Source organism: Actinomycetota bacterium, assembly GCA_035759705.1.
GTDB lineage: Bacteria > Actinomycetota > CADDZG01 > JAHWKV01 > JAHWKV01 > JAJCYE01.
Window position 1 is genome coordinate 1 of record DASTUJ010000130.1, and the last position, 13,522, is coordinate 13,522.

General features: G+C 65.8%; 14 protein-coding genes. 4 read left to right on the forward strand and 10 right to left on the reverse strand.

From position 1 onward, the window contains the following. From VFV09_09000 to VFV09_09025, 6 genes are all read right to left on the reverse strand, one after another. Positions 1–456 (reverse strand): redoxin family protein (locus VFV09_09000; protein HEU4867852.1); only part of this gene is annotated, 456 nt, incomplete at its 3' end. A 4-nt stretch (positions 457–460) separates the two neighbouring features. Continuing rightward, the gene (locus tag VFV09_09005) at positions 461–1,876 is read right to left on the reverse strand and encodes a hypothetical protein (protein ID HEU4867853.1); all 1,416 of its coding nucleotides are present in this window, start codon (positions 1,874–1,876) and stop codon (positions 461–463) included. Between the two features lie 34 nt (positions 1,877–1,910). Continuing rightward, positions 1,911–2,177: a hypothetical protein gene (locus VFV09_09010; protein ID HEU4867854.1), complete on the reverse strand. Its 267-nt coding sequence runs from the start codon at positions 2,175–2,177 to the stop codon at positions 1,911–1,913. Positions 2,178–2,197: 20 nt separating this feature from the next. Further along, entirely contained in the window at positions 2,198–2,395 is a 198-nt protein-coding gene (locus VFV09_09015; GenBank protein HEU4867855.1) for a hypothetical protein, read from the reverse strand. 100 nt (positions 2,396–2,495) lie between these two features. After that, positions 2,496–2,735 carry a hypothetical protein gene (locus tag VFV09_09020; protein HEU4867856.1) on the reverse strand — a complete coding sequence of 80 codons (240 nt, stop codon included), beginning with the start codon at positions 2,733–2,735 and terminating at the stop codon, positions 2,496–2,498. 128 nt (positions 2,736–2,863) lie between these two features. Further along, on the reverse strand, positions 2,864–3,805 hold the full coding sequence (locus tag VFV09_09025; protein HEU4867857.1) for a helix-turn-helix domain-containing protein: 942 nt from the start codon (positions 3,803–3,805) through the stop codon (positions 2,864–2,866). 196 nt (positions 3,806–4,001) lie between these two features. Here VFV09_09025 and VFV09_09030 point away from each other — a divergent pair, with 196 nt between their 5' ends. The 4 genes from VFV09_09030 to VFV09_09045 all read left to right on the forward strand — a co-directional run bounded on the left by VFV09_09030 (position 4,002) and on the right by VFV09_09045 (position 10,341). Next, a complete protein-coding gene (locus VFV09_09030) occupies positions 4,002–4,883 on the forward strand; it encodes a prephenate dehydrogenase (GenBank protein HEU4867858.1) in 882 nt (293 codons plus the stop codon). Beyond that, a complete protein-coding gene (locus tag VFV09_09035) occupies positions 4,880–6,589 on the forward strand; it encodes a thiamine pyrophosphate-binding protein (protein HEU4867859.1) in 1,710 nt (569 codons plus the stop codon). The genes VFV09_09030 and VFV09_09035 overlap by 4 nt, the downstream gene beginning before the upstream one ends. 2 nt (positions 6,590–6,591) lie before the next feature. Beyond that, positions 6,592–7,143, forward strand: coding sequence for a carboxymuconolactone decarboxylase family protein (locus VFV09_09040; protein HEU4867860.1), 552 nt, complete (start codon positions 6,592–6,594; stop codon positions 7,141–7,143). Between the two features lie 93 nt (positions 7,144–7,236). Next, positions 7,237–10,341, forward strand: coding sequence for an NB-ARC domain-containing protein (locus tag VFV09_09045; protein ID HEU4867861.1), 3,105 nt, complete (start codon positions 7,237–7,239; stop codon positions 10,339–10,341). A 12-nt stretch (positions 10,342–10,353) separates the two neighbouring features. On the opposite strand, the gene VFV09_09050 is transcribed toward VFV09_09045, so the two are convergent. The 4 genes from VFV09_09050 to VFV09_09065 all read right to left on the reverse strand — a co-directional run. After that, positions 10,354–10,824 carry a transcriptional regulator gene (locus VFV09_09050; protein ID HEU4867862.1) on the reverse strand — a complete coding sequence of 157 codons (471 nt, stop codon included), beginning with the start codon at positions 10,822–10,824 and terminating at the stop codon, positions 10,354–10,356. Positions 10,825–10,948: 124 nt separating this feature from the next. Beyond that, positions 10,949–11,698 carry an RsmE family RNA methyltransferase gene (locus tag VFV09_09055; protein HEU4867863.1) on the reverse strand — a complete coding sequence of 250 codons (750 nt, stop codon included), beginning with the start codon at positions 11,696–11,698 and terminating at the stop codon, positions 10,949–10,951. Beyond that, a complete protein-coding gene (gene dnaJ / locus VFV09_09060) occupies positions 11,695–12,783 on the reverse strand; it encodes a molecular chaperone DnaJ (GenBank protein ID HEU4867864.1) in 1,089 nt (362 codons plus the stop codon). The genes VFV09_09055 and dnaJ overlap by 4 nt, the downstream gene beginning before the upstream one ends. Before the next feature lie 10 nt (positions 12,784–12,793). Beyond that, positions 12,794–13,522 (reverse strand): HrcA family transcriptional regulator (locus VFV09_09065; protein ID HEU4867865.1); only part of this gene is annotated, 729 nt, incomplete at its 5' end.

The following is a 13,522-nucleotide window of genomic DNA, read 5'->3' on the forward strand; positions in this document are numbered from 1 at the left end:
CTTCAGGTCGTAACGCATGGTTGCCGCCGGCCGGCGGGAGTCGGCGATGCGCCCCGAGTACCTCAGGGCCCCCACCGCATCGAAGACGAACACCTGCGGGGTGACGGTGGCGCCCAGCCTCTTGGCCAGTGCCGCCCCCTCGTCCTTCAGGTAGGGGAAGTTGAACCCTCCGGTCTCCGCCCGCTTGATCATCCGGTCGTAGGTGTCCTCCGGCGACAGGTACGAGTTGTTCGGGTTGACCATCACGATCTGCAGCCCGAAGTGGTCGTACATGCGCTGGAGCCGGGCGAGCTCGCCGTCCCACGCTTTGGCGGTCGGACAGGCGTTGCCGGTGAAGATCAGGGCCAGGATCGGCTTGTCCTTGAACGAGCCGGCCGAGTACCGCTGACCGTCGACTCCCAGGAGGTCCTGGAAGTCGACAAGCGTCGTGGCCTCCGCCACGTCCGTCGGAGTCACCGGATTACCTCTTGACCTCTGCGCGGTTGCTGAAGACCGCGTTGCGGAAGGTCGAGCGCCACTTCATCCGTCCTCCGGGCTCGTTCTCCGAATGGGAGGATTGCTCCGGAGCGCGGTACGCCGGGGTGGACGGCTGCTCGGGTGCCGGCTCCACCGGCGCCGGCGACGGTTCCGGCGAACGGGCGTCGCCGGCTGAGTTCCGCTCCGGAGTCCAGCGAACCGATTTCGGGGGTTCCGGCAGCCGTCCCCCGGTTGCTGCGGCCGGAACCGGCACCCGACCGGCGGAGACCGGCGGGGCGGGGAACCGGTCGGGGAACTGCCGCACGAGACCGGCAGACAGAGCTGCCGACATCGTGAGGATCTCGGTCAGGATGTCGTCGAAGTGCCGCACATCGGCCTCCCAGTCACCCTCGAAGCGTGCCCGGACCTCTTCGAGCGTGATGAACAGGTGCTGGCCCAGCAGGTCCTGGACGTCGGCCAGCGGCCAGTAGGGGTTCAGCGCGTTCATGTAGCCGGCGATGTGGGCTGCGTTCTGGCTCCAGCGGGCCTCGAGCTCCTCGAACGGCTCGCCGAACTGCTTCTTGTTGGCCATGCCGACCATGTCGGCAGCGATGAGGATGTGCTGCTTGAGGAGCACGGTCAGCCCGGCCCCGGCCTGCTCGCCGTAGAACGGCACCAGGGCGTTGCCGATGTCCTCCTGGTTGCGGAGCAGCCGCTCGGCGGCGGCCCCGGCGTCCTCGGCCCCGGCCAGCCCGGCGACGATGTAGTTGCGGGTCCAAAAGACGTGGTCCGACCACAGGCGGTCCATCGCCCGGCGCAGTCCCCAGGCGGGGTCGTCGGTCGCAGGGTCGCCGAAGCGGTCGGAGAACTGCTTGACGATCCCGGCCGCCAGGGCGTCGGAGAGGGTCAGCAGCTCGGTCATGATGTCGTCGAAGGTTGCGATGTCCTTCGTCCACTCCTTGCTCAGGCGGGCGACGACCTCTCCCCGGGTCAGCTCGAGGTGCTGGGCGAGAAGGTCGTGCACGTCACGCTTGTCCCAGTTTGGGTTGGCGTTGCCGAGGAATTCTGCGATGTCGACGGCGTTGCGGTCCCACTTGCCGTCGGCCTCGCCGAACGCCTCGTGGTCGCCCGCCATGGCGGCTGCCACCAGGTCGACAGCAATCAGGATGTGCTGCTTCAGCAGGTCGGTCAGGGCAGCGCCGCCTTCTTCTCCGTAGAGCGGGACGATGGCGTTGCCGATGTCCTCCTGGTTGCGGAGCAGCCGGTTGGCGGCCGCGCCGACGTCGGGGGTTTGGGCAATTGCGGCAACGACGTACTCACGGGTCCAGATGGCGTGATCGGTCCAGAGGCGGTGCAACGCGTGCTGGAGCGCCTGGTCGGAACGCAGCGTGGGGGCCTGGATGGTGTCGGTGGGGTTCATCGAACTATGTCTCCTGTAACGGGGCTTAAAGCCTCTAGCGGTCTGACTTGGGGGTGGGCATCCTCAGCCCGCCGGGGATGTTGATCCCCTGGCCGGATGAGCCGCCGAAGGTGATGTGCTTCTCTGCGCCGACCGTTGCCGGTACCGGCTTGGGGGCCGGCGGAGCGTGCCGGGTGTGGGCCTCGTGGGGGACAACAACCGGGGCCCTCAGGCCGCCCGGGATGTTGACACCGTTGGATGTCTGGCCGCCGAACGTCACGTGCTTTTCGGCGCCGATGAACTCATGTTCGCCTTGCGTCATCGCAATGCACCTCCCTGAACCTAGTGCTCCGGCATCCTGGTAGCGCGGTTGCGCTTAGGTTTGCTGGGGCTCTTGTGGACGAAACAGAGGTCGTTGGAGTTGTAGATCGAGAGCGTCGTGCGGCAGCCGGGGTCGGCGCATGTGCGGCCGGCGGCGAAGGCCTTGACCGTCCGATTGTTGGTTCCGATGCGGTAGCCGTGAAATGCGACGCTGCTCATCTCGTCCTCCTAAAACCCAATCTCGTTACCTTTAGAGATTAGCGCGTTGAGGACGATAAGCAAGCGGTTTAACTAAGAATTTTGGGTTTTAGAAGGGAAATCAGGCTCTTGAGCTGCTCCGGCGGCTGAGCGTCCCCCAATCGGCGCTGAGGAAGGACGCCGCGCACGGTGTGCAGAGGTGAAGAAGGCGGAGCACCGAGGACTCGGAAACCTCCCCGTCTTCTTCGCCAAGCAGCGAAACCTCATAGGTCGACGGCTGAGGATCGCCGCAAACCCTGCAGCCAAGGAGGCGATCCAGGAACTCGCCCGGCAGCTGTGCCGACGTGAGCGCCTGGATCATCGGTTGGACTCTGGCCGACTCAACTAACCCTCCCGAATCTCAGGTGGTTAAGAACAGAACTTGCGTTGAGTCTGTTGTACTCCTCGCCCCTTAGACACCGCTTAGACCTCGGCTGGCCGCCCGAGGCTTCAGAAGAGCATCAGCGATGCAACCACCGGAGTAGCGGGCGCTACGCCTGTCCCGGATGAGCCTGTTCCGGCGAGCCTGATCGAGAGCCGGAAAACTCCATCCACGCTGTAATCCAGAGTGCTGATCCCTCCGGACTCAAGCTCGAAAGGAGTCATCGGGGTCAACATCCCGTCCCTGAGAACGGCAAACCTCACCGAGCCACCTCCCGGGGCCGAGAGCAGGCCCATGACCAACTGCACTCTTGAGTACTTCTTGTCCAGGCGAAAAGTCAGCTCGCCGGAAGACCCGCCGGACAATGAGCATCGGAAGGCGGCGTCGTACTCAACTCCGCCCAGGGTTGCCGGTCCGAAGACCCAATCGGCACCGGGTCCAACGTTCTGCCCACCGCACGGAGTTACCTCCTCGGGCTTGAGGTCGCGCCCGAGAACGGCTTTAGCGACGGCGCCCGCAGGAATCGCCGACACGACCGGCGAGGGGGCCTCTGCGAACTGGTCCGATGGTGTCGAGCCGGCCTGCGAATTTTCACCACCGCCGGTGAGCGACGGTTGCAAGGAAAGGGCTGCGATCACCGCAACCGCTGCCAGGGCGGCGAGGACCATGGTGAGAGGCCTTCGTCGTGTGGTTTCCGGGCGACCCGAGCGCCCGGCAGGCGCTTCGCCCATCCGTTGTCGAGCACCGGCGCCGGCCTGGTGCGGACTTTCTGGCTCCGCCCCGCTCGACGCCGTCGAGGACGCCGCAACGGCCGCCTCCAGGTCTTCCAGGGGAATCTGAAGAACCATGGCGAGCAACTTCATCGACTCCCCTGAGGGCCGGGTCCGCTCCGTTTCCCACCGGCTCACGGTCCGGGAGTTGACGAACACCTTCTCTGCAAGCCGGGACTGACTCAGCCCTTTCTTTTCTCTGGCCTCGTGGATCAGCCGGCCGTAACCACCAGTCCCCATGGTTTCCCTTCGTCATTACGCAGCCACATTTTGCCTTACCGGCTCCAGGTTCCGTAGCACCTCCGAATTCCACGACAGATGTCGAGACCTGTCCTGCCTCTGTCCGGCTAAATGGCCTGTCCTCTGGCGTTTGCTGGATCTGTAGACGCCCGGCCGGACATTCGCTTCGGCTCTGGACACAAACGAGAGGTGGCAGTTGCAGAACGAAGGCCCCACCCCATTTGATGGCCACATCGCCGGCCCGCACCTTCCGGTTCGTATCGGAATTGCTGGCCTGGGCGCAGTCGGTGCGTCGATCGGCCTTGACCTCGTCCGGGTGGGGTCGGATTGCACCGGCTACGACATCAATTCGGAGCACATGCGCAAAGCCGTCGACATAGGGGCAGTTACGCGCACCGTCCCGTCCTTGTCCGGCCTCGCCGGCTGCGACGCCGTCGTTCTGAGCGTCCCTCCCGGTCAGGTTGCCGAAGTCGCTGCCGCACTGAGGGAAACCTCTGACGCCACGATGATCGATGTCGCCTCGGCCAAGTCCTATCTCGCCGCCGCTATACGAGACCCGCACTTTGTCCCCAGCCACCCGATGCGAGGCACCAACTCGAGGGGTCCGGACGCGGCGCGAGAAGGGATGTTCCGGGGCGCCGCCTGGGCGATCACCCCGGTTGCTGAAACCTCCCCCCGGTCCCTGGCAATTGCCGAGAAGCTGATCCGGTCGACAGGTGCGGACCCCGTGTTCATGGACCCCTGGACCCACGACCGAATCTGCGCCCGGATCAGTCACCTGCCCCACGTACTGAGCAGCGCTTTGGTACTGGCCGCCCTTTCGCAGGAGTCGACCGAGGCGCGTCACCTGGCCGGTGCGTCCTTTAACGATCAGGCCAGATTTGCCGCAGGCAACCCGGCCCTGTGGTTCGAAATCGTCACGAGCAACAAGGAGGCAATTGTGCAAGCCCTTACCGATTACATCTCCCGGCTGGAAGGCTTTCTTCGGGACCTCAAGGATGGCGACCAGGACTCCGTCAAGGCCTTCTTCTGCTCCGCGGCCGACCTGATGGAACAAGCCGGCGGAGTCCGGTCGTGAGCCCGGTTGCCCCCGCCGATCCGGCCGGCTTCTCCCAATCGATAGGCGGAGTTGCTGCGGTTGACCGCGACTTTTCGAGCAGCCTGGTCAGCGGTTTGTCGTTCCTGGGGGTTGAGTGGGCCTTCGGTGTGCCCGGCGGAGGCATCGCGCGGATCTGGCGAGCACTCATCGAAGGAATCGGGCAGGTTTGTTTCAGCCACGAACAGGGGGCGGTTTTTGCCGCAATCGAAGCCGGTGTTGCCGGCAACCGGCCGGTCGCAGTCTTCTGCACAACCGGTCCCGGCCTCACAAACACCCTGAGCGGTCTGGTGGCTTCCCGGCACGAGGGGGCCAAGATCATCCTGATCTCGGCACGAACCTCCCCCTCGCAAACTGGGACGTGCGCCATCCAGGAGACCCCGGCGATGGTGCCGTCGGCTGACTTCTTCAGCCCGGGATGGCTCTTTGACGACGTGTTTCTCCTGGACCTGCCCGAACAGCTTGGGAGTTGCCTGCATCGCCTGAGCCGGCGGCTGCAGGCGCCGGGCGGGTACCTCGCCCATCTGAGCATCCCGGTGTCGGTTCAAAACCTGCCGGTTCCCGAGTTCGCCGTGAGACCCCGCGCTACCGCCTACCCTCCGGCCGTCGACAATTCGGCGGTGGCGGAGGCCGCAGCGCTTCTTCGAGGGCGCCGCTTCGTGGTCTGGGCCGGCCACGGTGCCCGGTCCGGCTCGCGTCAGGTCAGGGAGTTCATCGAGCGGACCGGTGCGCCCGTGCTCACCACCGCCCGAGGAAAGGGCGTGGTCTCCGACCACGACCCCCGCCTTTTGATGGTCACCGGCATGGGCGGGCACCCCGAAGCCCGGAGGTGGCTGTCCGAGTACCGGCCCGAGGTGTGCCTGGTGCTGGGCACCCGCATGGGAGAGGCCTCCGGGGGATGGGACCCCTCTTTGACACCCTCCGCAGGCTTCATCCAGGTAGACCTGAACCCGGCCGCGGACGGTCCCCGGGCCAGACACCTGATGACTATCCAGGGTGACGTCGGATCCTTCCTGGAACAGCTGACTCCCCTCATGCCTGCAGCCGCCGGACCTGTCGACTACGGCTCTCCGTATCCCGGGACGCTTGAAGCCCGGTGCGGAGGCGGGGTTCGTCCGCAGTACCTGATAGGCGCTATGGAACGGGTCCTTACCCGCAGTGGTTGCCCGATTTTGGTCGAGCCGGGCAGCTGTATGGCGTGGGCCATTCACTGGCTGCGGGCCCCGGAGCCCGGCCTCCTCAGAATCCCGTCGCAGTTCGGGTGTATGGGTCATATGACCTGTGGGGTGGTGGGCGCCGCCCTGGCCGGAGGCAGGCCGGCGGCCTGCCTGACCGGGGACGGTTCGATGCTGATGGCCGAGGAGGTCCATACCGCGGCCGACCGGGGTGTGCCGGCGATCTGGGTCGTTCTGAACAACGGCGGGCTCCAGATGGTCGAGGCGGGTATGTCGGCCAATGGGCCGTTCGGTTCTGAGGCCCGGTTCCTAAGGTGCGACTTCACAAAGCTCGCCGAGGCCTGGGGCGCTACCGGGATTGCGGTCGCTGAGGAGTGCGAGGCGGACGGCGCCTTAACGGCGGCTCTCGCCTCCGGGGGCCCGTGCATCGTCGACGTGCAGGTCGACCTGAGGGAGAGAGCGCCAATCGGCGAACGCCTCGAGACACTGGCCAGGCAACAGATAGGAGCATGAAGATGAACCGAACCGGAAGTGAGTCGGGGGACCGACCCGGCCCGGGGCAGATCGAGCCCCATGTGGGGTTCGAGGGCCTCAAGCTGCCGCCGCCGGTTGAACTCAACAGGGTTCTCAGCCGGCTGCCGGGAGAGATCGCCGGTCCATGGACGCGTTTCGCAAACGCCCTCCTTTCGTGCGGGACGCTTCCTCCCGTCCTTCGGGAGTTGGCGATACTGCGGACCGCGAACCGGCGCGGGAGCGACTACATCGTCGGGCCGCACCGCGCAATCGGCCTGCACCTGGGGTTGACCCCAGACCAGGTAGGGCTTGCCCTGGCGCCGGCGGAGCGGTTCGCCGAGACGAGCCTCGGCAGTCCATCAGAGGTGGTGGTCGCAGCGACGGACCAGATGCTGGACTTGGGAGAGGTCGACGACCGGATTCGGCGGCTCTTCGAACTTGCGGTCGGACGGGATCTGATCACCGAGTTGGCTATGGTGATCGGCCAGTACGTCACGGTCGGCCTGATATGCAAAAGCGCCGGGCTTGAACCGGAGCCGGGCTTCACGGACTGACACGGGACATCCCGTAAGCTGGCAGCCGCGGCCGAGCGCCTTAATATTTGGCAGGACTCAATTACCAGGGTCGGGCGATTGCGGGGTGGCTTGGTGGAAGTCGAAGTTTTCGGCGGGGTGCGGGTGCGGGTTGAGGGCCGCGAGGTCCGCCTGTGGCCGAGGGGATGCCACCTCCTCGGCCTTTTGGCGTTGTGCGCGGGAACCGCGGTTCCCGCCGATGTTCTCGTCTTTCATCTATGGCCCGACAAGCTTCCCGCAGACCCCGGCGGCAGTCTTCATGAGTTCATCTGCCGGTTGCGAAAGGCGCTGAGTGACGCCGGCCGATCATGGATACGCAGATCCGGTGACGGCTACAGCCTGAACATCGACGACGTCGCTCTGGACATCGCTGTCTTTCGCCGTCTTGCGGAGGCGGGCATCGCTTTGACTCACGCCGAGCCGGCTTTGTCCGAGTCCCTTCTCCGCAGTGCCCTTGCCCGATCGAACGGAGGGCTTCCCGATCTCGCTCCCGACAGCTTCGTTGCACCCCGGCTGAACGAGCTCGAGGAGTTGAAACTCAGGGCGGAAGCCACACTCAACCAGCTCTTGTCCTCTGAATCGGGCTCGGAATTGACGGCCGCAACGCTCCCACGGCCGGCAACCAACCGGCGGGTGGGGCTGGGCCTGTTGATCGACGAGCTACCTGAGATGGTCCTCGCCGAGCTCGTCTGTTCGGTTGCTGGCTGCAGCGGGTTGGTGGAGCAGCTTTCCGAAGGTGCTCTGACGGCCAGTTTTGGAGGGGTGGCACAGGCCCTTCGGGCCGCCACCGGCGCGTTGGGCATTCTGGCCCCGAGCAGCGGTCTTGCCGGGGGGGCGGTGGCCCACCTGGTGACCGACATCGGCTCGGGCGACAACCGGCGGATGCTTGACCTCGCCGCCAAAGCCCCGGATGGGGCGATCGTTGCTACGGCTGCGATCCGGCGGTTCGCCGAGATCGCCGGCAATCGTGTGGCCATGCACCCGGTGACCGAAGACCTCTGGCAGCTGGGGGGACCCCTCCAGCCTTCCGTGCAGGAGCCGGCAGCCGTCCAGTCGCCGTTTACCGGACGGTCTGAGATCCTGATCGAGCTGGCCGAGCTCCTCAAAGAGGCACCGCTCGTCACGCTGCGAGGGCCCGGGGGCATCGGCAAAACCCGCCTCGCTTCCGTTCTGGCCGGCTCGCTGGAGGGTCGGTTTGGGGAGGTCGGCCACGTCGACCTCGCCGAAGCCGACCGGTTCGGCGATCCCATCACGTTCATCGCCAACCGCCTGGGTTCTATCACCCAACCCGACCGTCCCATCCTGGACACCGTCGTCGATCGGTTGTCCAACCGAAAAATGCTCCTGGTGCTCGACAATGCCGAGGTCTTCATCGATGAGGTTCGGCGATTCTGCGACGCTGTCACCGCACGCTGCCCCGAGCTTCGGATAATCGCGACCAGCCGCTCCGCCCTGGCCGCTCGGCGGGAGAAGGTGTACGACCTCGCCGGGCTTTCCCAGCAGGACACGGCGAAGCTTCTGCTGGCGCTGGCCTTTCCCGGATCCCCGGTAAGCAGGCCGGATATCGACGACCCGGTGGTGCTGAAACTCTGCAGCCGGCTCGACGGGATACCCCTGGCCATCGAGTGTCTGGCCCCGCTGGTAGTCACGATGGGGGGACTGGCCGCTGTCGAGTCGACCCTCGACAGCCTCCCGGACGGGGCAATGCTCCCCCTACTCGATGCCGCCCAATCCGGCAGGGGCCGCCACCGCTCTATCGAGCTGGCGCTGGTCCTCAGCCACAGGACACTGACTCCCGAGGAAGCGAGGTTCTTCGAACGGCTGTCCTGCCTGAGGTCGACCTTCACGACCCACGACGCCTCGGTCGCCGTAATCGACCCGATGGACGATCTGGCGGACACTCTCAGCCGGCTTAGTGAGGTCTCGCTACTTCGATCCGAAGGACCGGACCGGTGGCGGATGCTGGAGCCGATTCGCCAGTTCGCCGCGACTCTTTTGCTGAGACGGGGAGAGGACCAGGAGCAGGCAAAACGTCACGGCCTCTACTTCGTTGAGTTTGCCGAACGGTCGGCCTCCGAGTTGAGAAGCCCGAATGAGGCGAAGTGGTTCGAGCGCCTGACCACCGCCTACCCCAACCTGGTTGCAGCGTTGACGTGGGCAATCCGCAACGGCCGCGCCGAGGACGCCCTGAGGCTGAGCAGCTCCCTGCACTGGTACTGGGCGGCGCTGGGAATGAATATCGAAGGGGCTTCAGCCCTGGAGCGTGCCCTGGAGCTTCCCGGCGGAGACTTCAGGACCAGAGCCAAGGCGCTGTGTGCCCTCGCCCATCTCTCGTGGTGGGCGGGCGACCCAGTCAGGTGCGAATCCGCCAACCTCGAGGCCCTGGGAATGGTTCTCGACCGTACGGATGCCGAAACGGATCTCATCGTTCTGGAGGCCTGGGCACGCTCGGGTATCGCCGCGTCCCGCCTGTGGGGCGGCGGCCAGATCGGCGAGCTGGCTGGCCACCTCGAGATAGCGGAAGCCCTGTTCACTCAGGTCGGGGACCAGGCGGGCCTGGGAATTGCGCTGGGCACCCACGGCGCCTTGGCCTGGCACTATGGGGACGACGAAACGCACCTGGTGAAGAGCGAATCCTCACTGGCGGCCTGCCGAAAAGCGGCACATCAGACGATGATCGGCCAAATGAAGCGGGATTGCGGGCTTGCCCTCGGGAAACTGGGAAGGTTCCACGAAGGCCGCCGGTTGATCCATGACGGGCTTCGAATGGCCCGGCGCCTCGGCGATACCGGGGGGCTGCCGATGGGCTACGGATTCCTCGGTCTCCTGGAGGTGTACGCCGGGCGTCGGGCCGAAGCGACCGACGCTTTTCTCAACTCCCTCAGACACAACCGGGAGCCGGCTCAGAAGTGGGCCGGCATCATCGCAGTTGCTTTTGCGGCCGGAAACGTAGTCGAGTCGAGGCCGGCCCAGTGCCTATCCCTATGCGCCTACGTAGAGAAACAGGGTGCCGAGACCGGAATCGGCCTCGCTCCCAGGGAACACAGCGAGTTCGTGAGAACTAAACAGGTTGCGGTCGCCGCTTTGGAGTCCGAAGAACGGCTGCTGGCCATCGAACGTGGGGAGGCAATGACCTTGGCCCAGGCAATGGAGGTCGCCTCGACCCTGCTGGAGGGGTAAGGGCCTTGAGGATCAGCTGGCTTTGACGCCCAGTTCCTCTATCCGCTGCGCCAGCTCGTCCAGCGACAGATCCAGCACGCTGGCCAGGACCCGAAGGTCGTCGCTCCGGATCGTCAGTACCTTGCCGTTGAAGTCGTTCCGGCGGATCTGCACCAGGTTCAGGTAGCGCTGCAGAACCATGCCGTCCGGGTCGTCGCTCTGCTCCAGCTGGCGCAGGTCGATTCGCAGCTTCTCCAGGCTCATCTCCAGAGGGATCTCCGCCTTGTCCCCGCTGCGGGGCAGAAGATGGTCAACCGGCACCTGATACAGGCGCGCCAGGCGCTCCAGGCGGGGCACCGAGATGCTGCGCTCCCCACGCTCGTAGGCGCCCAGAACCGAGGCTTTGAACTCCATCTTTGAGGCACTTTGGACGTCGTGAAGGGAAAGGCCTTTCTGGAGTCGGATGTTGCGAAGGCGCTCCCCGACCATTGATGCGTAACTCATGTAGGCAAACCCCCCAATCCCCGCACTTCTTATCAATGCTGGTCACAAAGGGTGACCGCATACCCGCCCAACTACCACCCTATGTGACTCTACGTCACTTTGTCGGATTTGCCTAGCGAAGTTGTCAACCGAAGCGATTGAGGTGGTGCATTACGACCGCCGAGAGAGCCAATCCGGCGGTCTCCGTGCGTAGAATCTGCCCTCCCAGTGTGACCGGCCGGGCTCCCGCATCGACCAGCTGGCCGATCTCGTCCCGGGACAGCCCGCTCTCCGGGCCGACGACGATTCCGACCTCCGGCACGTCGCCCAGGTCCATCAGCGCGGCCCCCAACGACAACTTGGCCTGCGGGTCGGCGACCAGCACCGCCGGCATCGAGCCCACCCGCTCCAGCAACGCCTTCCGCCCGAGCGGGCCCGTCACCACCGGAAGCCATGCCCGCTCCGACTGTTTCGACGCCGCGTGCGCCACCCGCTCCCACCGAAGCCGGACCGTGTTGGCCTTCGACTCGTCCCACACCGGCACGCTGCGCCCTGCGGAGAACACGACGATCTCGTCGACCCCCAGCTCCACGAGCTTCTCGACAATCCAATCGACCTTGCCCGACTTGGCCAGGCCCTGGAAGACCACCAGCCTGGTCGACGGGGGCGGCACGACCTTCATCTCGGAAACCGTCGCTATGACCTCGGCTCCGGTCGAGGTGAAGATGATCGCCTCGGCTATGCGGCCGAAGCCGTCACCGATATGAATCTTGTCGCCCTGTTTGGCCCGGCGGACCCTGAGGTGGTGGGCGTCGGGGCCCCGGAGATAGACGGTGGTGTCGGTTAAAAGGTCGGGGGTGGTGAAGAAGTGGCCGTGGTGGTCGGTCGGGCTCACCTAAAGGCGTTGCGGATCTTGCCGATGAAGCCCTGGTGCTCGGACACGTCCTCGCCCCTCAGCGCAGCGAACTTGCGGATGAGGCCGTCCTCTTCGCTCGACAGACCGGTCGGGACCTTCACGCCGACCCGGATGAGCAGGTCGCCGCGGCCGCTCTTCCCCAGGTGCGAAACCCCCTGGCCCTTCAACACCAGCGTCTCCCCCGGCTGGGTCCCCGGAGGCACGTCCACCTCGACCTTGCCGTCGAACGAGTCGATCTTCAGCGTGGTCCCCAGGGCCGCCTGGCTGAACGGGATCTCGGTGTACAGCAGGATGTCGGCGCCGTCCCGCTCGAAACCCTTGATCTCCTTGACCCGCAGCTGGACGTAGAGGTCGCCGGCGACGCCGCCCCGCGGCCCCGCCTCTCCCCTGCCGGTGACCCGAAGCTGCATGCCGTCGTCGACGCCCGCGGGCACCTCGACCTTGACCTCCTCCTCCCGCTCGACCCGGCCTTCGCCCTGGCACTCGACGCAGGGGCTGAGGATCTTCTGCCCGAGGCCGCCGCAGGTAGGGCAGGTCGACGCGGTAACGACGTTGCCGAAGAACCCGCGCTGCATGCTGCGAACCGTGCCCGATCCACCGCACCGGTCGCAGGTGGATGAGCTGGTGCCCGGCTCGGCCCCCGACCCGGTGCACCGGGTGCAGTTGCGAAGGCTGCGGACGGGGAAACTCTTGGCGACGCCGGTGACGACCTCCTCGAGCGTGATCTCCAGTGCCACGACCAGGTCCCGGCCGCGCTGGGGGCCGGTTCTGCGGTTGAACCCGAACGGGTCGCCGCCGAAGAACGAGGCGAAGATGTCGAACGGGTCGAACCCGCCGCCGCCTCCCATCCCGGCCGCGCCGAACCGGTCGTAGTTGCTCCGCCGGTTGGGGTCGGAGAGAACGCCGTAAGCCTCACCGAGCTCCTTGAACTTGGTCTCGGCCTCCGGGTCGTCCGGGTTGGCGTCCGGGTGGCACTCCCGCGCCAGCTTGCGGTACGCCTTCTTCAGTTCATCTTCTGACGCGTCCCGCGAGACGCCCAGGATCTCGTAGTAGTCCCTCGGCATAACTACTAAGTTAACCGGCGTTTTCGAGAAGTGCGCTGAGGCGGGCGGCTACCGCCTCCACCGCCGCAATCGTGTGCGGGTAATCCATCCGGGTCGGGCCGATCACTCCGACGCTTCCCTGCCGGTCGTCGCCCGCCCCGTAGGGGGCGAAGATCACCGTGCAAGCCCGCATCTGCTCGACCGGGACCTCCTGGCCGATGAACACCAGAACCGTCGCCGAGTCGGTGACCGCGGTCATCAGGCCCGACAGCACCCGCGGGTGCTCCAGGGCGTCGACGATCTCCTGGACCGTCTCCATGTCGGAGAAGTGGCGGGGCGACAGGATGTTCGCCGTGCCGCCGCGGAAGATCCGCTGGCTGGCGCCGTCCTCCAAAATGTCCTCGATCTCGTCGGCGACCGACTTCCAGTCGGCACCGGCGTTCTCGGTCTCGATAATCGTTGCCACGAGCGCGGTGAAGTCGACCCCCTCCAGCTTCAGGTTGAGCGCCTTGGCGAGGTCGTCCAACTGATCCTCGGTCATGTCTTCCGGGAACTCGACGATCCCCTGCTCGACTTCCCCGTTGCGGGCGACCAACAGCATCGTGGCCCTCCGGGCGTCCCGCATGATCAGGTCCAACCGCCGCAGCTTGTTGCGGCGGGAGGGGGGCGCCATGGCGATGCCGGCCGCCTCGGTCAGGGTCGAGAGCACCTGGGAGGTGGAGTCCAGCGTGTAGTCGAGGCTGCGGAACTCGGCGTCCAG